This is a genomic window from Corticibacter populi (assembly GCF_004217315.1).
In the GTDB taxonomy this organism is placed as follows: Bacteria; Pseudomonadota; Gammaproteobacteria; order Burkholderiales; family Burkholderiaceae_C; genus Lampropedia; species Lampropedia populi.
This window is the reverse complement of the sequence record NZ_SGWR01000001.1, coordinates 181209-204429: the sequence shown is the minus strand read 5'-3', so window position 1 is coordinate 204429 and position 23221 is coordinate 181209. Positions and strand designations below refer to the sequence as shown.

General features: G+C 66.5%; 18 protein-coding genes. 9 read left to right on the top strand and 9 right to left on the bottom strand.

Annotated features, from left to right (window positions below):
* Positions 1-11 precede the first annotated feature (11 nt).
* From EV687_RS00900 to EV687_RS00875, 6 genes are all read right to left on the bottom strand, one after another.
* Entirely contained in the window at positions 12-728 is a 717-nt protein-coding gene (locus tag EV687_RS00900) for an ABC transporter ATP-binding protein (protein ID WP_122226007.1), read from the bottom strand.
* Positions 715-1554, bottom strand: coding sequence for an ABC transporter ATP-binding protein (locus EV687_RS00895; protein ID WP_122226006.1), 840 nt, complete (start codon positions 1552-1554; stop codon positions 715-717). Before EV687_RS00895 ends, EV687_RS00900 begins: the two co-directional genes overlap by 14 nt.
* Positions 1551-2954: a branched-chain amino acid ABC transporter permease gene (locus EV687_RS00890; RefSeq protein WP_122226005.1), complete on the bottom strand. Its 1404-nt coding sequence runs from the start codon at positions 2952-2954 to the stop codon at positions 1551-1553. Before EV687_RS00890 ends, EV687_RS00895 begins: the two co-directional genes overlap by 4 nt.
* A gap of 1 nt (position 2955) precedes the next feature.
* Positions 2956-3909 carry a branched-chain amino acid ABC transporter permease gene (locus EV687_RS00885; RefSeq protein ID WP_122226004.1) on the bottom strand — a complete coding sequence of 318 codons (954 nt, stop codon included), beginning with the start codon at positions 3907-3909 and terminating at the stop codon, positions 2956-2958.
* 474 nt (positions 3910-4383) lie between these two features.
* Entirely contained in the window at positions 4384-5178 is a 795-nt protein-coding gene (gene cysE, locus EV687_RS00880; RefSeq protein ID WP_122226003.1) for a serine O-acetyltransferase, read from the bottom strand.
* A gap of 160 nt (positions 5179-5338) precedes the next feature.
* Entirely contained in the window at positions 5339-6196 is an 858-nt protein-coding gene (locus tag EV687_RS00875) for an RNA methyltransferase (RefSeq protein WP_122226002.1), read from the bottom strand.
* Between the two features lie 133 nt (positions 6197-6329).
* Here EV687_RS00875 and EV687_RS00870 point away from each other — a divergent pair, with 133 nt between their 5' ends.
* Together EV687_RS00870 and EV687_RS00865 are read left to right on the top strand one after the other, a co-directional pair.
* Complete coding sequence (locus EV687_RS00870; RefSeq protein WP_122226001.1) at positions 6330-7235, top strand: inositol monophosphatase family protein; 906 nt, start codon at positions 6330-6332, stop codon at positions 7233-7235.
* 242 nt (positions 7236-7477) lie between these two features.
* Positions 7478-10216, top strand: coding sequence for a DUF349 domain-containing protein (locus EV687_RS00865; protein ID WP_122226000.1), 2739 nt, complete (start codon positions 7478-7480; stop codon positions 10214-10216).
* A 130-nt stretch (positions 10217-10346) separates the two neighbouring features.
* On the opposite strand, the gene EV687_RS00860 is transcribed toward EV687_RS00865, so the two are convergent.
* The 3 genes from EV687_RS00860 to glmM all read right to left on the bottom strand — a co-directional run bounded on the left by EV687_RS00860 (position 10347) and on the right by glmM (position 15155).
* Entirely contained in the window at positions 10347-11234 is an 888-nt protein-coding gene (locus EV687_RS00860; RefSeq protein ID WP_122225999.1) for an HDOD domain-containing protein, read from the bottom strand.
* A 2-nt stretch (positions 11235-11236) separates the two neighbouring features.
* Positions 11237-13615, bottom strand: a complete 2379-nt coding sequence (locus EV687_RS00855; protein WP_122225998.1) for a Tex family protein — start codon at positions 13613-13615, stop codon at positions 11237-11239.
* A gap of 199 nt (positions 13616-13814) precedes the next feature.
* Entirely contained in the window at positions 13815-15155 is a 1341-nt protein-coding gene (gene glmM / locus EV687_RS00850; RefSeq protein WP_122225997.1) for a phosphoglucosamine mutase, read from the bottom strand.
* A gap of 380 nt (positions 15156-15535) precedes the next feature.
* Here glmM and EV687_RS00845 point away from each other — a divergent pair, with 380 nt between their 5' ends.
* From EV687_RS00845 to EV687_RS00815, 7 genes are all read left to right on the top strand, one after another.
* Positions 15536-16273 (top strand): type 2 periplasmic-binding domain-containing protein, encoded by a 738-nt coding sequence (locus EV687_RS00845; protein ID WP_207226357.1) that lies wholly within the window; start codon positions 15536-15538, stop codon positions 16271-16273.
* An 80-nt stretch (positions 16274-16353) separates the two neighbouring features.
* Positions 16354-17151, top strand: coding sequence for a FadR/GntR family transcriptional regulator (locus EV687_RS00840; protein ID WP_122225996.1), 798 nt, complete (start codon positions 16354-16356; stop codon positions 17149-17151).
* 143 nt (positions 17152-17294) lie between these two features.
* On the top strand, positions 17295-18236 hold the full coding sequence (locus EV687_RS00835) for a Bug family tripartite tricarboxylate transporter substrate binding protein (RefSeq protein ID WP_122227071.1): 942 nt from the start codon (positions 17295-17297) through the stop codon (positions 18234-18236).
* Between the two features lie 78 nt (positions 18237-18314).
* Entirely contained in the window at positions 18315-19226 is a 912-nt protein-coding gene (gene kdgD / locus EV687_RS00830; protein ID WP_122227069.1) for a 5-dehydro-4-deoxyglucarate dehydratase, read from the top strand.
* Positions 19227-19292: 66 nt separating this feature from the next.
* Positions 19293-20255 carry a Bug family tripartite tricarboxylate transporter substrate binding protein gene (locus EV687_RS00825; RefSeq protein WP_122225995.1) on the top strand — a complete coding sequence of 321 codons (963 nt, stop codon included), beginning with the start codon at positions 19293-19295 and terminating at the stop codon, positions 20253-20255.
* A gap of 52 nt (positions 20256-20307) precedes the next feature.
* Positions 20308-21642 carry an enolase C-terminal domain-like protein gene (locus EV687_RS00820; protein ID WP_122225994.1) on the top strand — a complete coding sequence of 445 codons (1335 nt, stop codon included), beginning with the start codon at positions 20308-20310 and terminating at the stop codon, positions 21640-21642.
* Between the two features lie 38 nt (positions 21643-21680).
* Positions 21681-23126: an aldehyde dehydrogenase family protein gene (locus EV687_RS00815; protein WP_122225993.1), complete on the top strand. Its 1446-nt coding sequence runs from the start codon at positions 21681-21683 to the stop codon at positions 23124-23126.
* Positions 23127-23221: the final 95 nt, after the last annotated feature.

Here is a 23221-nt window from a genome sequence, read left to right as displayed (position 1 = left end):
TCTCGCGCCTGTTACACCTCCAGCCACTCCTTGCGGATGGCGGCATCGGCGCGCAGTTGCTCGGGCGTGCCGTCGAAGACGATGCTGCCATGGCCCATCAGCAGGCAGCGGTCGGCGATCTCCAGCGCGATGGTGAGCTTTTGCTCGATCAGCAGCACCGACATGCCGCGCTCGCGCAGCGTCAGCAGGAACTGCGCCACCTGCTCGACGATCATTGGCGCCAGACCCTCGGTGGGCTCGTCGATCAGCACCAGGTCCGGATCGCCCATCAGCGCACGGCACAGCGCCAGCATCTGCTGCTCGCCGCCCGAGAGCACGCCCGCCTCGGTATGCTGGCGCTCGCGCAGGCGCGGGAATAGCCGGTACGAATCCTCGAAGGACCAGCGGGAGTTGCGCCTGCCATGCTTCTCGCCGAGCAGCAGGTTCTGGTGCACCGTGAGCTTGGGGAATATCTCGCGGTTCTCGGGCACATAGCCGATGCCCAGGTGGGCGATCTCGTAAGCCTTTTTGCCCACCAGGTTGACCGCCTCGCCGCCACTGCGCGGCGCGCTCCAGGCGATCGTGCCCTCGCACTGCACCAGGCCCATGATCGCCTTGGCGGTGGTCGAGCGGCCCGAGCCGTTGCGCCCGAGCAGCGCCAGGATCTCCCCTTCGCGCACCTCGAAGTGCACGCCATGCAGGATGTGGCTCTTGCCGTAATAGGCCTGCAGGTTCTCAATGTGCAGCATGCTCTGCTCCCTCCATCTGGTGACCGGCGGCCTGCAGCCCCGCATTGGCCTGGTTCTGCGCCAGCACCGAGCCCAGGTAGGCCTGCTGCACGGCCGGGTTGGCGCGCACCTTCTCCGGGGTGTCGAAGGCAATGACCTGGCCATAGACGACCACCGCGATCTTGTCGGCCAGGCCGAACACCACGCCCATGTCATGCTCGACCGTGAGCAAGGTCTTGCCGCGCGTCACTTCCTTGATGAGCGCGATGAAGTGCGCCGTCTCCGACTTGCTCATGCCGGCCGTCGGCTCGTCCAGCAGGATCACGTCGGCGCCGCCGGCAATGGTGATGCCGATCTCCAGCGCGCGCTGCTCGGCGTAGGTCAGGTTCATCGCCAGATCGTCGCGCCGCTTCTCCAGTTGCAGCATGCGCAGCAGTTGCTCGGTGCGTTCGTTGGCATCGTGCAGATTGGCCAGGAAACGCAGGAAGGTGTAGCGGTAGCCGGTGCTCCACAGCAGGCCGCAGCGCAGATTCTCGAATACGCTGAGCTTGGAGAACAGGTTGCTGACCTGGAAGCTGCGCGCCAGCCCGAGGCGGTTGATCTCGTAGGGTTTGCTGCCATCGATGCGCTGGCCGCCCAGCAGCACTTCGCCGCTGCTGGGCGTCAGGCGTCCGCTGATCAGGTTGAACAGCGTGGACTTGCCCGCGCCATTGGGGCCGATGATGGCCACGCGCTCGCCCTTTTGCACCGCCAGGCTGGCGCCACGGATGATTTCGGTCTTGCCGAAGCTCTTGCGCAGCTCACGCAGCTCCAGCGCATAAGGTGTCGCAGGTGTCGTCGCGCTCATGCAGTTCCCCTTTCATGCCGTTGACGGATGTCGGCCTCGATCAGCTCCTGCTGGCGGTGCCAGCGGCGCACGAAGCCGCGCCGCACCCACTCGAAGAGGGCGCTGGCCAGCACGGCCCAGCCGGCCACGGCCACCCAGTGCGTGCGGCTGGCCACATCCAGCGTCTGCCCCATGAACTGGAAGCGCGTGCTCATCACCGCGTTCATCTGCAGGTGGTAAACCATCTCGATCAGCGCGGCCACGCCGACGAATGCCAGCGTCAGCGCCACGAACAGCGCCACGTAGGGCAGCAGCAGCGGCCCGAAGCGCCTGAACTGCATGACCCGCACGTTCAGCATGATGATGCCGGCGACGCCACCGGGCGCGAACATCACCATGAACAGGAACACCAGCCCCAGATAAAGCATCCAGGCCTGCGTCAGCTCCGAGAGCAGGATGGTGGCGAACACCATCAGCACCGCGCCGATGATGGGCCCGAAGAAGAGCGTCGCGCCGCCCAGGAAGGTGAACAGCAGATAGGCGCCCGAGCGCAGCGCGCTGAGGCTGTCCATCGCCGTGATGATCTCGAAGTGCATGACCATCAGGCCGCCGCCGATGCCGGCGAAGAAGCCCGAGATGATGAACGAGAAGTAGCGCACGCGCTGCGTGTTGTAGCCGATGAACTCGACGCGCTCCGGGTTGTCGCGCACTGCGTTGAGCATGCGCCCGAGCGGCGTGCGCGTGAACGCGAACATCAGCACCGTGCAGACGAAGCAGTAGGCGGCGATCAGGTAGTACATCTGGATCGAGGGGCCGAAGCTGATGCCGAGGAACGGCTCGCCCACCACGCGGTCGGTGGAGATGCCGCCTTCGCCGCCGAAGAACTCGGGGAACATCAGCGACATCGCCGCCACCAGCTCGCCAATGCCCAGCGTGATCATCGCGAAGGTGGTGCCGGCCTTCTTGGTCGTCACATAGCCGAACAGCGCCGCGAAGAACGCGCCGGCGAAACCGCCCACCAGCGGGATCAGGCTCACCGGCACGAAGAAGGCGCCAGCGCCGACGCGGTTGAGCACGTGGATGGCGATGAACGCCCCCAGGCCCACGTAGACCGCATGGCCGAAGCTGAGCATGCCGCCCTGGCCAAGCAGTATGTTGTAGCTCAGGCAGATGATGATGAGGTAGCCCATCTGCGAGAGCATGGTCAGCGCCAGGCCGCTGGTGAAGAGCTTCGGCAGCACGATCAGCGCCAGCGCGAAGAGGCCCCAGATGAGGACGCGCCATTTGCCCAGCCTCGGCACGCGCGCTGCCGCCTGCAGCGGATGGGAGACGGCAGATGCGGGCTTGCCCGGCGAGCCCGGTTTGCTTGCGGGCGCGGTTGTTGCGTTGTTGGTGGTGGTGGTTGTGGTGGTGTGGTTCATGTCAGCCCTCCCGTGTGCCCAGCAGCCCGCGCGGGCGGAAGATCAGCATCAGCACCAGCAGCAGGTATGGCAGGATGGGGGCCACCTGCGAGACCGTCAGGCGCAGCACCGGGTAGCCGAAGGTGTCCGGGCCCGCGGCCACGCCCAGGCTGCGCAGCATGCCCAGCAGCGAATAATCGAGCGCCACCGCAAAGGTCTGCACGATGCCGATCAGCAGCGAGGCGATGAAGGCGCCGGCCAGCGAGCCCATGCCGCCGACGACGACCACCACGAAGATGATGGAGCCCACCGACATGGCCATGGCCGGCTCGGTGATGTAGGTGTTGCCGCCGATCACGCCGGCCAGCCCGGCCAGCGCGGCACCGCCACCGAACACCAGCATGAAGACGCGCGGCACGTTGTGGCCGAGCGCCTCGACCATGTCCGGATGCGTCAGCGCCGCCTGGATCACCAGCCCGATGCGGGTGCGCGTGAGCACCAGCCAGATCGACACCAGCATCAGCACCGCCACCAGCATGATGAAGGCGCGCGACTTCGGGAACTGGGTGTCGAACAGGGTGAAGAGCGGCCCCTGCAGAAAAGGCGGCAGGCCGTAGGGCACCGAGGCGCGGCCCCAGATCAGCTGCACCACTTCCAGGATCAGGTACGAGAGCCCGAAGGTCACCAGCAGTTCCGGCACGTGGCCGAACTTGTGTACGCGCCGCAGGCTGTATTTCTCGAACAGCGCCCCCAGCAGCCCCACCAGCAGCGGCGCGAGCACCAGCGCCACCCAGAAGCCCGCCACGCGCGAGACGGCATATGCCAAGTAGGCGCCCAGCATGTAGAAGCTCGCGTGCGCAAAGTTGAGCACGCCCATCATGCTGAAGATCAGCGTCAGCCCCGAACTGAGCATGAACAGCAGCAGTCCGTAGCTCAGTCCGTTGAGCAGCGAAATAATGAAAAACTCAAAACTCATGAAGGAATCCGTCCATCAGTTGAAGCCAGGAACAAGCATGCGCTCGGAGCAATGCGGGGCTGGGCGTATCTGCGTTTCATGTTCCCCATCACGGAAAAGCATGGCCGGATTTGATGGCACACCATAGGCCTGTCGATGGTGCGATGGGAATACGCGTGCCGGTGGCGGGCATGCAGGGGGTATGAAGCTGTGCATAGGCGCCTTGTATTGGAGTGAGGTTCGGTGGAATCGAGGACAGGGCCAAGATTAGCGGCGCAGTGCCATGCCGCGATGGGGGTAAGTCCTATGCGTGCGCCGCATTCTGTCGCATGCACGACTGGCACCGGCCGCAGCCGCACAAAGTGGCGCCCGGGCCCGCACCAGCGCAGAATCCGCAAGCCTCGCGGGAATGGCAGACGCCGCAGGAGCCGGCCCAAACGAACCTGTATCCAGGCCGTTGCGGCAGGCCAGCCCATGGCCACCAGCCGGGTCGGGCTATTCGTCGACCAGATCGCGCAGCTTGCGCAGTTCGGCCTCATCGGCCGCCACCTGCGCAGCCGGTGGCGGTGCCACCGCCGCGTCCAGTCCCGTGCGCCCGGCCTGGGCCGCCGCGAGTTTCTCGATGGCCAGCCACAGCGACGCCACCTGTTCCTCATGACTGGCAGCCGTGTCGATGAGCCCGCGCAGCGCCTGCGAGACCGGATCGTCGTTCTGGGTCACGCCATAGGCGCTGAAGCCCATGCGGGCGGAAGCCTCCTCGCGCCTGCGATCACTCTCGGCCTGGATGATGCGCGCCGGATTGCCCACCGCCGTCGCTCCCGCCGGCACCGGCTTGGTGACCACCGCATTGCTGCCGACCTTCGCGCCGTCACCCACGACGAAGCCGCCCAGCACCTGCGCCCCGGCACCGATCACCACCCCCTTGCCCAGTGTGGGATGGCGCTTGCTGCCTTTGTGCAGCGAGGTGCCGCCCAGCGTCACGCCCTGATAGATGGTGACGTCATCGCCAACCTCGGCGGTCTCGCCGATGACGACGCCCATGCCGTGGTCGATGAAGACACGCTGGCCCAGCCGTGCGCCGGGATGGATCTCGATGCCCGTGAAGGCCCGCGTCAAGTGCGAGGTGAAACGGCCCAGCCACTTCAGGTGGTGGCGCCAGAACCAGTTGGCCAGGCGGTGTGCCCAGATCGCGTGCAGGCCCGGATAACAGGTCACCACCTCCCATTGGCTGCGGGCAGCGGGATCTCGCTCCAGAATGCATTGGATGTCGGCACGCAAACGGTCAAACATGGCTTTGGGTGGCGCGGGCGGCGCGCTCGGGTCGGAAGCGCCGCCTCGGCAATGGGGGAAACTGCGGATTATCGCAAAAGCATGGCAAGTGCACGGAACGTGCGCGGGTAGCGGCATGCCGTGCCAGGCCACATCGAAAGACGGAAAGGTTCTGACGCCGTCATGACCGCGGCGCTCTCCTGGTCTGCAGCATGGTCTTGGCGATGCCGCGCAGGATGTGGATTTCCGGCTCGGTGAGACCGGCCCGGTTGAAAAGCTGGCCAAGCCTGGGCATCAGCTTCTTGGGCGCCGCCGGATCGAGAAAGCCGATGGCCTCCAGCGCCTGTTGCCAGTGCACCAGCATCGCCGCGGTGGCCTGCGCATCGGCCAGTGGTTCGGGCTGGGCGCCCTGCGGTGCTTGCGCCCCCTGCAACGCGCCACTGCCGGCATACCCCAGGCCCAGGGCCTCCAGGTGCAGCCGCCATTCGTAGGCGATGAGCTGCACCGCCGCCGCCAAATTCAACGAGCCGAACTCCGGGTCGCTCGGGATCTGCAGCGCCACGTGGCAACGGTACACATCCTCATTGCGCATGCCAAAGCGCTCGCTGCCGAACAAAAAGGCCACCCCCTGCGGCAGGTCACCGGCCGGCGCCTCCGAAGGAGGCCCGTCATTGGTCCCATCCGCATCCCCATCCGCATCCGCACACGGTTGGCACGCGCGGGTCTGGATCTGGCACAGCCAGTCGAAATGCTGGCGCGGCGTGCGCGTGGGCGGCCCAAAATCGCGCGGGACCATGGCCGTCCCGCACAGATGCTGCATGCCATCGAGCGCCTCGTCCAGGCTGCCTACCACGCGGGCCTTGGCCAGCACGTCCAAGGCACCGCTGGCGCGCTCGATGGTTTCCTCGCGTTCCAGCACGTCGGGCCAGCGCGGCGCCACCAGCACCAGTTCGTCAAAGCCCATGGTACGGATGGCACGCGCGGCCGCACCGACATTGCCGGCATGGCTGGTATGGATCAGGATGAAACGGGTTTTCATTGCAATGGACGGTGGCCCGGGGGCGGGCCCAGGCGAGAAGGGCCGGCATCGGCGCTGGTGAAGCGCGATAGAATACAGGGTTTGCCGCTGCGCCCACTCCAAAGCCGCCGCGCCCCCACTTCGCCAAGACCGTATGAGCACCACCTCCACCAGCCTCCACCCCATGTTGAACGTGGCCATCAAGGCCGCGCGCACGGCCGGCAGCATCATCAACCGTGCCGCACTGGACGTGGAGGCGGTCCGCATCTCGCAAAAGCAGATCAACGACTTCGTCACCGAAATCGACACCGCCTCCGAGCAGGCCATCGTCGAGACCCTGCTGGGCGCCTACCCCGGCCATGGCATCCTGGCCGAGGAAAGCGGCCAGCAGCACGGCAATCCGAAGTCCGACCACATCTGGATCATCGATCCGCTCGACGGCACCACCAATTTCATCCATGGCTTTCCGGTCTATTGCATCAGCATCGCGCTGGCCGTCAAGGGCCGCGTCGAGCAGGCCGTGGTCTACGACCCGACCCGCAACGACCTCTTCACCGCCACCCAGGGCCGCGGCGCCTTCCTCAACGAACGGCGCATCCGCGTGAGCAAGCGCGTGCAACTGCAGGACTGCCTGATCTCCACCGGCTTCCCGTTCCGCGCCGGCGACGACTTCGCCCAGTATATGCAGGTGTTCGCCGAGCTGTCGCAGCGCACCGCCGGACTGCGCCGGCCCGGCGCCGCCGCGCTCGACCTGGCCTATGTGGCCGCGGGCTTTTCCGACGGCTTCTTCGAAACCGGCCTGAACATCTGGGACGTGGCCGCCGGCAGCCTGCTGGTGACCGAGGCGGGCGGCCTGGTCGGCAACTTCACCGGCGAGGCCGACTTCATGGAGCAGCGCGAATGCATGGCCGCGCCGCCGCGCATCTATGGCCAGCTCGTGCCCATCCTCGGCAAGTACAGCAAGTTCGCCGGTGCGGGCGACAAGGCCCTGGTGCGCGAGCGCAGCCAGCAACTGCAGCAGGTGCTGTCATTGCGCCCACCGGCGGCAGCGGCGGAATAAGGCGGGCGGCCGAGTTGTGGCAAACGGGCGGCCCGACGCCCTGCCCGGCCATCATGCAAGCCGCCCCGGAGCCGCCAACGAATCAGCCGGCAGTCACATCGGCAGCGCGCACACCGCGCCTTGATCGGACGGAAGTCTGCCGCGCCGGCGATGAACTGCCTATACTTGGAGCCACCTGCCCCGCAGTCCATGGACCACGTCCAGCCCGGACAGTGGTTTTTGCAACCCCGTGTGAATTGCTCATGTTCGCCTTCCTGTCCCGCAACAAGACGCCGGCCGAGCCTGACACGCCGCCCACCGCCCCTGCCGAGCCCCAAGCCCCGCATCCACTCGATGCGCTCAGTGGCGGCGTGTTCTCCGCCGCCAACTCGGCCGAACGCCAGTTGCGCGTGGAGCAGTGGCTGGCCAGCCAGCCCGACATGGATTCGCTCCAGAAAGTCTACAAAGCCCTCAGCGCCCGTGACAAAGGCGCTGCCAAACCGATTCGCCAACGTATGAACGACATCCGCCAAGACAAGCAACAGGAAGCCACCAGCCAGGACTGGGCCGCCAAGGCCGAGAAGATCCTCGCCGCTCCCACCTTCCACCTGGCCGACGGCATGGCCTGGCAGCGCGACGCCGCCAAGGCCGGCGCGCCGCTCTCCAAGGAGCCGCTGGCCTCCCTGCGCGGCCGCATTGCCGAGGCCATCAAATCCCTCGAAGACCTGCAGCACAAGGCCATGGTGCAGAAGGAGGCGGCGGTGCTGCTGGCACAGCGCATCGACGTGCTCTCGACCAAGCCCTGGCAGCATGCCGCCGAGGCCGCCGCCGGCCTGGCGCAGGACATCGACAAGTGGCGTGCCAACGCCGCCGAACTCACCGGCGCCGCGCTGTGGAGCAGCGTCGAGCCGCGCCACGCCAACGCGCTGCAAAGCTCTGAAACGCAGCTGGTGCAGGTTTTCGAAGCCTTCTCCGAGGCGCTGGCACAGGCCAAGGCCGCTGCCGAAGACCCCAAGGCACCACTGCCCAAGGTGCAGGTCTGGGCCGATGAACTGCGCGCTCTGCATGGCCACCAGGAAGTGCCCGCCGCCGTTGCCGACGCGCCAGCCGCCGCGCCCCTGAGTCCCGAGCAGCTCGCCGGCATCGAGACGGCGCTGGCCGAGCTCGAGGCCAGCGTCAAGAGCGGTCAGGCCAAGCAAAGCAACCGTGCAGCAGCCGCCTTGCGCGAACAGCTCAAGGCCATCGGTGGCGTCGCCGATGCCGGGCTGGAGCAGCGCATCAACCGCGCGCTGATCGACGCCGGCGACCTGCAGGGCTGGCAGCGCTGGGGTGCCAACCAGGTACGCGAGGAACTCATCGCCCGCGCCGAGAAGCTGTTGCAGCCCGAAAGCGGCCGCGCCGTTGCAGCCGGCAAGCAATTGCAGACCCTGCTGCGCGAACTGCGCGAACAGTGGCGCCAGGTCGACCGCTCCAGCCCGCCCAACGCGCATCTCTGGAAGCGCTTCGACGAAGCCGCCAACAAGGCCCATGCCGTAGTCGAGGAATGGCTTGGCAAGGTCAAGGCCGAGACCCAGGCCCACAAGGCCGAGCGCCAGGCCCTGATCGACGAGTTGCAGCAATGGGGCCAGGCCCACGCCCAGCAGGCCGGTGACGACCTCAAAGGCAGTCTCAAGGACCTCCAGCGCGGTCTGCAGCAGTTTGCCAACCGCTGGCGCAATGCCGGCCACGTCAGCGACAAGCTCTACACCCAGTTGCAGGAGCAGTGGAAGAGCGCCTACGACGCCGTGGCCGCGCCGCTGGACCAGGCCCGCAAGGCCAGCGTGGCCGCGCGCCGCGCCCTGATCGCCGAGGCCCAGGAACTCGCCGCAGCCGCCGAGCTCGACATCAACGCCGTCAAGCGCCTGCAGCAACGCTGGCAGGCCGAAGCCCAGGGGGTGCCGCTCGAGCGCAAGCTCGAACAAAAACTCTGGGACAGCTTCCGCCAGCCGCTCGATGCCGCTTTCAATCGCAAGAGCGAGCAGCGCAGCAAGGCCAGCGCAGCCCTCTCCGCACACGACCAGGCCGTGCTGCAGGCGGCCGAACAGCTTGAACAGGCCTCCCACGCCAGCGATGCCGCAGCCATCCGCGCTGCCATGGATGCGCTGGAACAGGCGGTTCGCCAGGTTCCTGCCACGCCTGGCGCTGGCGCACCCGCAGCCCGCGCGGATGCGACGGCTGCCACCAACTCGGCCGAGGCCGATGCGGCAGTCGCGACCGGCGCAGACACGGCTCCGGCCGCCGAGTCGAACGAACCGGCCGAAGTGCCGGAAGCGGATGAAAGCCCGGCGGCAGACAGCACACCCGCTCCGGTGGCCCCGCCTCCACCCGCTGCCAAACCCGTCATTGCCGTGCGCGGCGATGACCGGCCTGGTGCGCAGCGCCGCGATGCCGCTGTCGCCGCCTCCGCAGCCAAGGGCAGCACCCGGCCTGGGCCGCGTGACCGCGAACGCCGTCCGGAGCGCCCGGAACGTGTCGAGCGGGCTGAACGCGGCAATGTCCCCCGCCTGGGCGACAAAGCCTTCCGGGCCCAGCGTCAGGCCCTCGAGGCCGCCCAGCAAGCCTTGCGCAAGCTCTCTTCGCAGGCGCACGGCGAAGCCCTGGTGCAGTTGCTGGAAGCCTGGCGCCAGCGGGATGCCGCAGCCCTGCCCCCGGCCAGCCAGCTCGGCAAGCGCGTCAGCGCGTCCCAATGGTCGGCCTGGCAAACGGCACTGGGCGCGCCAGCCACCGCCTCGGCCGGCGCGGCGCAGGCCTTGCTGCGGCTCGAGATTGCTGCCGAAGTGCCGACCCCGGCCGAGGCCCTGATCGATCGGCGCGCCCTGCAACTGCAGTTGCTGACGCAAAAGCACGCCGCCACGCCGCTCGAGACTTGGCAGGCCGATACGGCTCAGGTGTTGGCCGGTGCGGCCGACGATGCCAGCGCCCGCCGCCTGCAGGCGGCGCTCAAGGCTCTGCTCAAGCGCTGAAACGAAACCGGCGGCAATTGCTGCCGGTCTTTCCCCTCAAGAACAGCAAAGCCGCCCCAATGGGCGGCTTTGTTCTGCATGCTGCGGCATGCTTGGTCTGTCTGGTGCCCCGTTCCGACCGGAGCATCGCTCAGCCCGGCGCGCCACCCTCGCCCGCCTGCTGCATCCAGTCGAATGGGTCGCGCTGCAGCACCATGTCCATGTCCAGGCCAAGGGCCAATGCCACCTCGGCGGGGTAGGTACTGGCTCGCAGCGCATCCCGGCGCCTGCTCTGCTCGGTTCTGACGCGCCAGACCGCCAAGTGCAAGACGCTGGAGAGCGGCTCGAAATTGCCCTGGACAAACGGCTCCTCATGGTCGGCAATGCACTGCACCAGCAGCGCCGGCAGTTGCCACTGCCGGGCCATGTGCGCACTCAGGGCCGCGGCCGAATAACCCAGCACCTTCTTCTCGACCAGCCAATGGCCCCAATCGAGCACCGGCGAACTGGTCTTTGCCTGTCCCGCCACGATCAGTTGGCGGTGCATCGGCAACATGCCCACCGCGTGCAACAGGCCGGCGGTATAGGCCGAACGGGCATCCAGGTGCAGGCCGCCGGCGAGCGAGCGCGTGATGCGTGCCACCTGCACGCTGTATTGGCACCAGCCCATCAGGTCGAAACCCTGCTCGGGCTTGCGGGTATACGGGAAGGCAGTGGTCGAGCGCAACGTCTGCACGATTTCGGCACAGCTGAGCTGCCCCAGCGCCATCGCCGTGCAGGAAGTCTCGCCAGGATGGTCTGCATTGACGCGCTGCAGGATCAGCGCCGTCAAGGCCGGATCGTGCCCGAGCAGGGCATTGACCACACCCAAGCGTGGCTCGGGCTGCGCCAGCTCCTGCAGCAACAGGCCCATCAGCCGGGCCAGGAACGGCAGCTGCAGCACCTGCAGCGCGGCGTTCGAGACCACCATCCCGGCATCGGACCAGGAGGTTGATGCAGGCTGGCCAGCAGAAGCGGATGGAATGCCTGTTTCGTTCATGCTCAGCGCTTGAGCTGCTGCAGTTTGGCAAAGGCCGATTGCATGGCCGATGGTGCCGCCGCTTCCTGGCCGCGGCCCTTGCCGGCATGGCGGGCATTGCGTCCGGCACTCTCGAAGCGGTTGTCCTGCCCCTGGGCATGACGCGCCGCACTCACGTCGAGCCGCATGCTCAGGCTGATGCGCTTGCGCGGCACGTCCACCTCCAGCACCTTCACCTTGACGATCTGACCGGTCTTGACAACTTCGCGCGCATCGTTGACGAACCGGTTCGACAGCTGGCTGACATGCACCAAGCCATCCTGATGCACACCCAGGTCGATGAAGGCACCGAACTGCGCCACATTGCTCACGGTGCCTTCAAGCACCATGTCCGGCTTGAGGTCGGCGATGTCCTCGATGCCTTCGTTGAAGCGGGCCACGACGAAATCGGGCCTTGGATCGCGGCCGGGCTTTTCCAGCTCGCCGAGGATATCGCTGACCGTGATGGCGCCAAAACCATCGCGGGCGAACTGCTCGGGCTTGAGACTCTGCAGCAGTGCCGAATGGCCCATCAGCTCATCGACACGCTGGCCAGTGGCCTGCAGGATGGATTCGACCACCGGATAGGTTTCCGGGTGCACGCCGGTGATGTCCAGCGGGTTGTCACCGCCGCGAATGCGCAGAAACCCAGCGCTCTGCTCGAAAGCCTTCGGGCCCAGGCCGGAGACCTTGAGTAATTGCTGACGGTTGCGAAACGCGCCGTTGGACTCGCGCCAGCGCACCACGGCACGCGCGACGGTGTTCGAGAGCCCCGAGACACGCGCCAGCAGTGGCGCGCTGGCGGTGTTGAGATCAACGCCGACGCCGTTGACGCAATCCTCCACCACGGCGTCGAGCGTGCGCGCGAGTTCGGCCTGGTTGACATCGTGCTGGTACTGGCCGACGCCGATCGACTTGGGATCGATCTTGACCAGCTCGGCCAGCGGGTCCTGCAGGCGCCGCGCAATGCTGACAGCGCCGCGCAGGCTCACGTCCACATCCGGCATTTCCTCGCTGGCATAGGCGCTGGCCGAATACACCGAGGCTCCGGCCTCGCTGACCACCACCTTCTGCATCGCATGGTCCGCCTTGTCGGCCAGCAGCTTGAGCACTTCGCCGGCAAGCCGGTCGGTCTCGCGGCTGGCCGTGCCATTGCCGATCGCCACCAGCTCGACCTTGTGCCTGGCGCACAGCGCGGCCAGGGTGTGGAGTGCGCCATTCCAGTCGCGGCGCGGCTCGTGCGGGTACACGGTCGCCGTCTCCAATAGCTTGCCGGTGGCATCGACCACCGCCACCTTCACACCGGTGCGAATGCCCGGGTCCAGCCCCATCACGGCGCGCTGGCCGGCCGGCGCGGCCAGCAGCAGGTCGCGCAGGTTGTCCCCGAAGACCTTGATGGCCACGGTCTCGGCACTCTCGCGCAGGCGCGCGAACAGGTCGCGCTCGAGCGAGAGGCTGAGCTTGACGCGCCAGGTCCAGGCCACCACCTTGCGGATCCAGTCGTCGGCCGGCCGCTGGGCATGGCTCCAGCCCAGGTGGCCGGCGATGCGGCCCTCAGCCAGGCTCGGCTTGCCGGGCTCGGGTTCGATTTCCTGCGCCAGGCGCACAGTCAGGATGTCCAGGCCGCGGCCGCGGAACACCGCCAGCGCGCGGTGTGAAGGCACCTGGTGAATCGGCTCGTCGTACTCGAAATAGTCCTTGAACTTGGCAATCTCCGGATCCTCCTGATTCTTGCCATCGGCCAGGCGGCTGAGCAGCAGGCCGGTCTGCCAGAGCCATTGGCGCATGGCCTGCAGCAGCGCGCTGTCCTCGGCCCAGCGCTCGGCCAGAATGTCGCGCGCGCCATCGAGCACCGCAGGCACACTAGTGAAATCGCTGCCGTCCTCGCCCTTGGCTGGCTGGACGAAGGCCCGGGCCTCCTGCTGCGGATCGCGTCCCGGCTCGGCAAACAGCAGCTCCGCCAACGGTTCCAGCCCGGCCTCGCGGGCGATCTGTCCCTTGGTACGGCGCTTGGGCTTGTAAGGCAGGTACAAATCCTCGAGCTCCTGCTTGGTGCCAGCCTGGCCGATAGCTGCCTGCAGCGCCGGGCTGAGCTTGCCCTGCTCGTCGATGCTCTTGAGCACCGCGCTGCGGCGCTCTTCCAGTTCGCGCAGATAGCCCAGGCGCTCGTGCAGCGTGCGCAGCTGCACATCATCGAGGCCTCCGGTGACCTCCTTGCGGTAGCGCGCGATGAAGGGGACGGTGGCTCCGTCGTCGAGCAAGGCCACCGCCGCATCGACCTGCCGGCTGACTGCGCCCAGTTCCCTGGCGATGACCTGGTTGATTTTCTGCTGGATGCTGGGATCTTGAAGCGCCGCGGACATGAGACTCTGCTGTTCTGCAAAGCGCCCGAGTGTGCCACAAAGCGAAAAATTCCGGAGGCTCTGGGCACCGCCTGCATGACCTACTGCAAACTCTTTACGATCTTTTGCAACCGGCAGGGCGGCAACCATTCAGACGGCCTGCAGACATGCGCGCATCACATGCATGCGCATCGGGCCTTCGCCCCCGATGCCCGGCGCGTCAACCCGGCTGCAGCGTGGCTGCCAGCGCCTCGGCCCATTGCCGGGCCGTGGCCGCATCCTCGGCCTCAACCATGATGCGCAGCACCGGCTCGGTGCCACTGGGGCGCACCAGCAGGCGGCCGCGCCCCTGCAAGGCGGCCTCGGCTTCCCGCATCCGGGCCGCGAACGCGGCATCGCTGCGCCAGCTATCGCGCTCGGCCAGGCGGACATTGATCATGGTCTGCGGATAAAGCGGCACACCGGCGAGCGCAGCGGCCATCGGCTGCCCACTGCGCACCACCGCCTGCAGCACCTGCAGGGCACTGATGATGCCGTCCCCCGTGGTGTGCTTGTCCAGCGCCAGCAAATGGCCCGAGCTCTCCCCTCCCAGCACCCAGCCATGCTGCTCCAGCGCCTCGAGCACGTAGCGGTCGCCGACCTTGGCACGCAACAGCGGAATGCCCAGACGTTCGAAGGCCTTCTCGATGGCCAGGTTCGTCATCAGCGTGCCCACCACCCCCGTCACGGGCTGTCCGGCCGCCAGCCGGTCGGTGGCCATCAGGTAGAGCAGCTCATCGCCATTGAAGAGGCGCCCGCTGGCATCGACCATCTGCAGCCGGTCGGCGTCGCCGTCGAGGGCAATGCCGTAATCGGCCCCCAGCTCACGCACCCGCGCCACCAAAGCCGCCGGCGCGGTGGCACCGCAGCCCTTGTTGATGTTGAAGCCATCAGGCTCGCAGCCGATGGTGTGCACATCCGCACCCAGCTCGTGGAAGACCCAGGGCGCGCACTGGTAGGCGGCGCCATTGGCAGCATCGACCACCAGCTTCAACCCCTTGAGGCTGAGCGCATGCGGAAAGGTGCTCTTGCAGAATTCGATGTACCGTCCCACCGCATCATTGAGGCGCCGCGCCTTGCCCAGCCCGGCCGAGTGCGCCCATTGCGGAGGCTCGGACAGCCCGGCCTCGACGGTTTCCTCCCATTCGTCGGGCAGCTTGGTGCCCATCGCACTGAAGAACTTGATGCCGTTGTCCTCGAACGGGTTGTGGCTGGCACTGATAACCACGCCAAGGTCGGCCCGCAGGGCCCGCGTGAGGTAGGCCACCGCCGGCGTGGGGATCGGGCCGAGCAGGACCACATCCACACCGGCCGAGTTGAAGCCCGACTCGAGCGCACTCTCGAGCATGTAACCGGAGATGCGTGTGTCCTTGCCGATCAGCACCGTCGCCGGCGCCGCGCCATTGGCCCGCCGGAGGACGCGCCCAACCGTGTGGCCAAGCTGCAGCATGAAATCCGGTGTGATGGGCGACAAGCCCACCGTGCCCCGAATGCCGTCGGTGCCAAAGTACTGTTTTGTCATGATCACGGTGATTCTTGAAAGACGTATACCAGCCAGGCACATGCCAATGGATGGCATGCCCAGGCAAGCCCTGCCGACTACGACAGAGGGTGTGAGCCTCCGCAGTCGATGCCATGCGCGGCAGTTGTTGCGGTTTATGCCGCAGCGATGGACCACAGCAACTGTCGGACGATGCGTCACCATAGGTTGGACAGAGCCCTCCTAGTGTAGTGCGGCATTCCGTCTGGAACTCAAACGGCGATCGGCCCGGATGACCTTCTGCAGATGTCGCCGGCCTGTGGATCCGGATTAAAGGCTTTGGATGGCTGTTGCGAGCAAAGCCGTCGCCAGCGGCTGCAGCCACCCTACCACGGCGCTACCACCGCTTCGGCGAAGCACGGGTGTTTGAGTTCATCACCCGCCTGTCGGATGCGGTGGATATTCTCATCCTGCATCAGGACACGCCCGCCGCAGGCACGCCGCTGCCGCCCGCATTGCTGGCACGCATGGCACGGGAAATCGAGCACATGGCCTACTTCAAGATGGAGCCTGCGGACGCGGCCGGCAAGCTGCCCGATCTGATTGCGCTGGGCGGCTGCATCGGCGACGGACTGCTGCAGCGCGTGCAGGCGCATCAGTTGCAGGGGTTGGGCTGGTTCGAAATGGGCGTTCTCTGCATCACCACGCGCAACCGACCGGTGCGCGTGCCCGAGGATGTATGCGGGCTGAAAATTCGCATCCCGCCCAATCCGTCTCACATTCTGGCCTTCCGCCTGCTGGAAGCGAACCCGAAGCCGCGGCCATACGGCGGGCCGCACCATGCGCTGGAGGGCGACACGGTCGACAGCAGGAACACCCGATCTCCGCCACATGGGCGGGCAGTGTCACGAGGCCCAGAAGCACCTGACACTCAGCCGCCATGCCTACGCGGTCATGCAGATCATGTCGTGATGAACCACAAACGCTTTGCGGCCCTGGCACCGGAACTGCAACAGATTCTGCCGCAGACCGCGCGAAGCCTCCTTCTGCCAGCGCGAACTCGACAGCCAGAACGAGGGGGTCGCGAAAGACAAATGGGGGTGATGCGGATGTGGCTGATCGCGTGCGAAGTGGTTGTCATGGACAGGCAAGGTAGATAAAGCGCGCCACCATAAAGGCCACAAGCCCGCCAACATGACATATGTCATATTACAACTAGGCAGGCATTATCATGGCAGGCATGAAAATGCCGTCCACGGAATTACCCGAAGCCCGCACAGCCGCCACCCCATTCACCTCGTCGCTGCGGGGCAAGGCGGGCCGCAACGGGCGCAGCCTGGCCAATCTCCTTTCGGAGGAGTTCGCCCACAAGATTCGTCAAGGCCTGCTCAGCGAGGGCGACCAACTCCCCACCGAATCGGAGCTGGTGCGCAGCTACGACGTCAGCCGCACCGTGGTGCGCGAGGCGATCTCCAAGCTGCAGGCCGCCGGCCTGGTGGAAACACGCCACGGCATCGGCACCTTCGTGCAGCCCACGCACAAGAACGCCAGCCTGACGCTCAACGCGCGCGAGTTCAGCGAATCCGTCGACGTACTGGCCATGCTGGAGTTGCGCATCAGCCTGGAGACCGGGGCCGCCGCCCTCGCCGCACAGCGGCGCAGCACGGAAAACCTGCAGACGCTACGGGAGGCTCTGACCGCCTTCGAGCGCAACGCGGTATCCGGTGACGACACCATTGCGCACGACATGGCTTTCCACTTAGGCATCGCGCAGGCGAGCGGAAACCCATACTTCCGCGACATCCTTGCGCATTTCGGCACATTGCTGATTCCACGCACGCGCATCCCCTCCATCCAGGCCTCGGAACACGAACCAGACTACCTGCGCCGCGTCAACCGCGAACACGAGGAGATCTACAACGCCATCAAGCGCCAGGACGCCGACTCCGCCCGCGCCGCCATGCGCATCCACCTGACCAACTCACGCGAGCGCCTGCGGCTGGCGCAACAACTGAGCACACCACCCACCAACGGCTGAGCACGCGCCGCGCCAAACCAAGGGAAAACACTTAGAAGAAAAAACCTCCATCGGCACTACGTCTCGCTATAGTTGTCAGACAACATATATCAAGGAGACGCAACGTGATTACCCGCAAGACCTTTACCCGCTGCGCGCTCGCCATGTTGGCGGCCATTGCCATCACCCCGGCGGCGGCGTTGGCCAGCGACTGGCCCACCCAGCAACCGGTGCAGGTGATCGTGCCCTATCCGCCCGGCGGCAGCTCCGACCTGATTGCGCGTGTGCTGGCGCCGCTGGTCTCCATGGAAATCGGCCAGACGGTGGTGGTGGAAAACCGCCCCGGCGCCAACGGCAATCTCGGCGCCGGCCAGGTCGCCCGCGCCAAGCCCGACGGCTACACCGTGCTGCTGGCCGATCTGGGCGCGCTGGCGATCTCGCCGTCGCTGTACAAGGACCTGCGCTTCGATCCGTCCAAAGATCTGACCGGCGTGTCGATGCTGGTGTACACGCCACACTTGCTGGTGGTGCACCCTTCGGTGCCGGCAACGACGCTGCCGGAGCTGATTGCCCACTCCAAGCAAAACGATCTCAACTTCGCCGTGACCGCCAGCGGCAGCGCGCCGCACCTGGCGGGCATCGCACTGCAGCAGATCGCAGGCGGCGAATGGGTGTACGTGCCCTACAAAGGCGGCGCCCAATCGGTGCAGGACACGGTGGCAGGCCAGACGCAAGTGCTGATGAACGGCATGCTGGCCACGTACCCGCAGGTCAAAAGCGGCAATCTGCGCCTGATCGGCCTGTCGAAAAAGACCCCGATGCAAGGCTTCGAGGACTTGCCCACGCTCGCCTCGCAGGGCGCCGACGGCTTCGAGACCGGCAGTTGGCAAGGCCTGATGGTGCCCGCCGGCACGCCTGCCACCGTCGTGCAGCGCATCCACGACGCCTTCGCCAAGGCCACGCAAGACCCCGCGACCGCCAAGCGCCTGACAGAGCAAGGCGCCGAGATCGCATCGATGACGCCGGCGCAAACCAACGATTTCTTCAACCAAGAGCGCGCCCGCTGGCAGAAAGTGGTGCAAGACAGCGGCCTGACGCTGGACTGAACACCGCTTTTCGCCTTCCTGGCTGCCCCTTTCTCCGCCTCCCCCCACCCTCTCTTTTGCATTGAAAGCACTATGACCATGGAACCGCAAATCCTCAAAGACGTGATGAGCTCCGGCCTGCTGTCCTTCCCGGTGACGGACTTCGACAAGGACCTCAACTTCAACCCCAAGGGCTATGCCGAGCGCCTGGAGTGGCTGGCTCCGTTCGGCGCCAGCGCCCTGTTCGCCGCAGGCGGCACGGGCGAATTCTTCTCGCTCGACAGCAAGGAATATCCCAGCATCATCAAAACGGCGGTCGACACCTGCAAGGGCAAAGTGCCCATCATCGCCGGCGCCGGCGGCACCACCCGCTTTGCCATCGAATGCGCCCAGGCCGCCGAAAAGGCTGGCGCACACGGCATCCTGCTGCTGCCGCACTACCTGACCGAGGCCAGCCAGGAAGGCCTGGCCGCGCACGTCGAGGCCGTCTGCAAGAGCGTGAAATTCGGCGTCATCATCTACAACCGCGGCATCAGCAAGTTCAAGCCCGAAACCGTCGCACGCCTGGCCGAGCGCAACCCCAACCTGGTCGGCTTCAAGGACGGCGTGGGCGACATCGAAGCGATGTCGGCCATGTACCTGACATTGGGCGACCGGCTGGCCTACCTGGGCGGCCTGCCCACGGCCGAAGTGTATGCCGCCGCCTACAAGGCGCTGGGCACGCCGGTGTATTCGTCGGCAGTGTTCAACTTCATCCCTGCCACCGCCATCCGCTTCTACGAAGCCGTGCGCGACGACGACACCGCCACCCAGCACCAGTTGCTCAAGGAATTCTTCCTCCCCTACCTGGCGATCCGCAACCGCAAGGAAGGCTACGCCGTCTCCATCGTCAAGGCCGGCGCCAAGATCGCTGGCCACGACGCCGGCCCGGTGCGCCCGCCATTGAGCGACCTGACCGGCGAGGAAGTCGAGCTGCTGGCCGAACTGGTGCGCAAGGTCGAGAAGGCCTGACGCCACCTGCGCCGCAATGCCCAGCGGCAAGCGGCGCCCTTTCCATCCTTGCAAGGAGACAACACCATGAAAAAACTGCTCATTGCCCTGGCCGCCACTGGTGTGCTGGCGCAGTCCGCCTTCGCCCAGGCCTGGCCCACCAAACCCGTCAGCCTGGTCGTGCCCTTTCCCGCCGGCGGCTCCACCGACACGGTGGCGCGAGCGCTGGCCCAAAAGATGGGTGAAAACCTGGGCCAGTCCTTCGTTGTCGACAACCGCCCTGGCGCCACCGGCACCATCGGCGCCAACCAGGTCGCGCGCGCTGCGCCAGATGGCTACACGATCATGGTGGCATCGCTGGGCACCTACGTGGTCGCCCCCCATCTGCTGTCCAACACCCCCTACAACGCCTTGACCGACTTCGACTACATCAGCATTCCGGTGCAGGCGCCCAACGTCCTCGTGGCGCCGCCCGCGCAAGCAGCCGACACGGTCGAGAAGGTCATCGCACTGCTGCAAGCCAAGCCCGGCTCCGTCAGCTTTGCCTCGTCAGGCAGTGGTTCCTCAGACCACCTCTCGGCCGAGCTGTTCTGGCAGCAAACCGGCACCTCCGGCATGCACATTCCCTATCGCGGCGGTGCACCGGCCATCAACGACCTGCTGGGCGGACAGGTGGACTTCTCCTTTCAGAACGTCAATGCCGTGCTGCCCTACATCAAGGCTGGTCGCCTCAAGGCCATCGCGGTGACCGGCACCAAGCGCTCTGCCGTTTTGCCAGAAGTGCCAACGCTGGCCGAGGCAGGCGTACAAGGTGCCGACATGTATTCCTGGCAAGGCATGGCGGCGCCAAAAGGGCTGCCGGCGGATGTCAAGGCGAAGCTGGCCGAAGCCGCCATCGCCGCCATCCAGGAGCCCACCATCAGGGCGCGTTTCGAGGAACAGGGCATGGAAGTGCTGGCCAACTCGCCGGAAGCGTTCACCGCCTTCCAGGCGCAGGAATTCCAGCGCTGGAAAGACCTGATCCAGGCACGCGGCATCACCGCAAACTGACCGGCCACGATCCCTGTCCTCTCCCTCATTCCCATTGCCCGCCCTTCCTGCCATGGCCACCACTCCCACCATCCAGTCCATCGAAGTCATCCCCGTCGCAGGCCGTGATGGCATGCTGCTCAACCTCAGCGGCGCGCACGGCCCCTACTTCACCCGCAACATCCTGCTGATCCACGACAGCGCCGGACGCACCGGCGTCGGTGAGGTACCGGGTGGCGAAGGCATCCGCCAGGCGCTGGAAGACGCCAAGCCGCTGCTGCTCGGGCAAAGCGTCGGCAACCACCTGCAACTGCTGCAACAGGTGCAGAGCGCCCTGTCCGAACGCGACGTCGGCGGGCGCGGCCTGCAGACCTTCGATCTGCGCATCGCCATCCACGCCGTCACCGCCGTCGAATCGGCGCTGCTGGACCTGCTGGGCCAGCACCTGGGCGTGCCGGTGGCGGCCTTGCTGGGCGAAGGCCAGCAGCGCGAGCGCGTGGAGATGCTGGGCTACCTGTTCTTCGTCGGCCCCAGCGACAAGACCGATCTGCCCTACGTCAAACCCGGCGAAGACCCTGGCACGGACGACTGGGCGCAGGTACGCCACCAAAGCGCCCTCACGCCCGAGGCCATCGTGCGCCAGGCCGAAGCCGCCCATGCGCGCTACGGCTTCAACGACTTCAAGCTCAAGGGCGGCGTGCTGGCCGGCGACGACGAAGTCGACGCCGTCGTCGCGCTGCACCAGCGCTTTCCGCAAGCGCGCGTCACGCTCGACCCGAACGGCGGCTGGCTGCTCAAGGACGCCATCCGCCTGGGCCAGCGCATGCGCGGTGTGGTGGCTTACGCCGAAGACCCCTGCGGCGCCGAAGGCGGCTTCTCGGGCCGCGAGGTGATAGCCGAATTCCGCCGCGCCACCGGCCTGCCGACCGCCACCAACATGATCGCCACCGACTGGCGCCAACTGGTGCACGCACTGTCGCTGCAATCGGTGGACATTCCACTGGCCGACCCGCATTTCTGGACCATGGCCGGCAGCGTGCGCGTGGGCCAGACCTGCCGCGACTGGGGCCTGACCTGGGGCTCGCACTCCAACAACCACTTCGACGTCTCGCTGGCCATGTTCACGCACGTGGCCGCCGCCGTGCCGGGCAAGGTGACGGCCATCGACACGCACTGGATCTGGCAGGACGGCCAGTTCCTCACGCAGAACCCGTTGCAGATCAAGGGCGGCTTCGTCGAGGTACCGAAGACGCCGGGCCTGGGCGTGACCATCGACCGCGCTGCGCTGGAGCGCGCCAACCGCCTTTACCTGGAGCACGGCCTGGGCGCACGCGACGACGCCATCGCCATGCAGTACCTGATCCCCAACTGGACCTTCGACAACAAGCGCCCGTGCATGGTGCGCTGAACGCCTTGAACGCCCTGAACCCGTCACAGAAAGACCGCATGACACACTCCAACCTGATCAACGGCGACTGGGTCGCCGGCAAGAGCACCGCCGCCAACATCAACCCCAGCAACCTCGCCGACGTGATCGGTGCATACGCCCAGGGCGACGCCAGCGACGTCGATGCCGCAGTCGCCGCTGCCAAAGCCGCCTTTCCCGCCTGGTCCACCAGCGGCATCCAAGCCCGCCACGATGCCCTAGACAAGATCGGCAATGAAATCCTCGCGCGCAAGGAAGAGCTTGGTGAATTGCTGGCCCGCGAGGAGGGCAAGACCCGCCCCGAGGCCATTGGCGAAGTCGCCCGCGCCGGCCAGATCTTCAAGTTCTTCGCCGGCGAGTGCCTGCGTGGTGCCGGCGAAGTGCTGCCTTCCGTGCGCCCGGGCGTCGGCGTGGAGATCACCCGCGAGCCCATCGGCGTCGTCGGCCTGATCACGCCCTGGAACTTCCCCATCGCCATTCCGGCCTGGAAGATTGCGCCGGCACTGGCCTATGGCAATTGCGTGGTGCTCAAGCCCGCCGATCTGGTGCCCGGCTCGGCCTGGGCGCTGGCCGAGATCATCCATCGCAGCGGCATTCCGGCGGGCGTCTTCAACCTCGTCATGGGCCGGGGCCGCGTGATCGGTGAGGCGCTGGTGAATCACCCCGACGTGGCCGCCATCAGCTTCACCGGCTCGGTCGGCGTGGGCCGCGGCATTGCGCAAAAGGCCGTGGAAGCAGGCAAGAAGGTGCAGTTGGAGATGGGCGGCAAGAATCCGCAGGTGGTGCTCGACGATGCCGACCTGGCCCAAGCCGTCGAACTGAGCGCGCAGAGCGCGTTCTACTCCACCGGCCAGCGTTGCACGGCATCAAGCCGGCTGATCGTCACCGACGGGATCTACCCCGCGTTCATCCAGGCCATGCAGGAGCGGCTGGCCAGAATCAAGGTCGGTGCCGCGCTGGCTGCGGGCACCGACATCGGGCCGGTGGTGAGTGAGGCGCAGCTGGAGCAGGATCTCAGCTACGTCGCCATCGCCCAGGCCGAGGGCGGCGCGCTGCTCTCGGGCGGCGAGCGTGTGGCCTGCCATACCGGCAGCGGCGACGAGGGCTATTTCATGCGTCCTGCCCTGATTGCCGATACCTCACCGGCGATGCGCATCAACCGCGAGGAAGTCTTTGGCCCCGTAGCCAGCGTGATCCGCGTCAGGGATTACGAAGAAGCGCTGGCCGTGGCCAACGACACCCCGTTCGGCCTCTCCGCGGGCATTGCCACCACCAGCCTGAAGTACGCCAGCCATTTCAAGCGCCACAGCCAGGCCGGCATGGTGATGGTGAATCTGCCCACCGCGGGCGTGGACTACCACGTGCCATTTGGCGGGCGCAAAGGCTCCAGCTACGGTTCGCGCGAGCAGGGCCGCTATGCGCAGGAGTTCTATACCACCGTTAAGACCGCCTATTCGATGGCCTGAGCGCCATCCCGCCAGCGCATCGGCATGGGAAAGATCGCGCATGACGGCGGCGTCCTCCGCGGCAACAGTCTCCGCGGGCCGCGCGGCTCAGCCGC

Coding starts and splice junctions, on each gene's coding strand:
- EV687_RS00900 (WP_122226007.1), bottom strand. CDS start 728: ATGCTGCACATTGAGAACCTGCAGGCCTATTACGGCAAGAGCCACATC.
- glmM (WP_122225997.1), bottom strand. CDS start 15,155: ATGACAAAACAGTACTTTGGCACCGACGGCATTCGGGGCACGGTGGGC.
- EV687_RS00865 (WP_122226000.1), top strand. CDS start 7,478: ATGTTCGCCTTCCTGTCCCGCAACAAGACGCCGGCCGAGCCTGACACG.
- EV687_RS00885 (WP_122226004.1), bottom strand. CDS start 3,909: ATGAGTTTTGAGTTTTTCATTATTTCGCTGCTCAACGGACTGAGCTAC.
- EV687_RS00855 (WP_122225998.1), bottom strand. CDS start 13,615: ATGTCCGCGGCGCTTCAAGATCCCAGCATCCAGCAGAAAATCAACCAG.
- cysE (WP_122226003.1), bottom strand. CDS start 5,178: ATGTTTGACCGTTTGCGTGCCGACATCCAATGCATTCTGGAGCGAGAT.
- EV687_RS00825 (WP_122225995.1), top strand. CDS start 19,293: ATGAAAAAACTGCTCATTGCCCTGGCCGCCACTGGTGTGCTGGCGCAG.
- EV687_RS00860 (WP_122225999.1), bottom strand. CDS start 11,234: ATGAACGAAACAGGCATTCCATCCGCTTCTGCTGGCCAGCCTGCATCA.
- kdgD (WP_122227069.1), top strand. CDS start 18,315: ATGGAACCGCAAATCCTCAAAGACGTGATGAGCTCCGGCCTGCTGTCC.
- EV687_RS00875 (WP_122226002.1), bottom strand. CDS start 6,196: ATGAAAACCCGTTTCATCCTGATCCATACCAGCCATGCCGGCAATGTC.
- EV687_RS00895 (WP_122226006.1), bottom strand. CDS start 1,554: ATGAGCGCGACGACACCTGCGACACCTTATGCGCTGGAGCTGCGTGAG.
- EV687_RS00835 (WP_122227071.1), top strand. CDS start 17,295: ATGTTGGCGGCCATTGCCATCACCCCGGCGGCGGCGTTGGCCAGCGAC.
- EV687_RS00870 (WP_122226001.1), top strand. CDS start 6,330: ATGAGCACCACCTCCACCAGCCTCCACCCCATGTTGAACGTGGCCATC.
- EV687_RS00820 (WP_122225994.1), top strand. CDS start 20,308: ATGGCCACCACTCCCACCATCCAGTCCATCGAAGTCATCCCCGTCGCA.
- EV687_RS00890 (WP_122226005.1), bottom strand. CDS start 2,954: ATGAACCACACCACCACAACCACCACCACCAACAACGCAACAACCGCG.
- EV687_RS00840 (WP_122225996.1), top strand. CDS start 16,354: ATGAAAATGCCGTCCACGGAATTACCCGAAGCCCGCACAGCCGCCACC.
- EV687_RS00815 (WP_122225993.1), top strand. CDS start 21,681: ATGACACACTCCAACCTGATCAACGGCGACTGGGTCGCCGGCAAGAGC.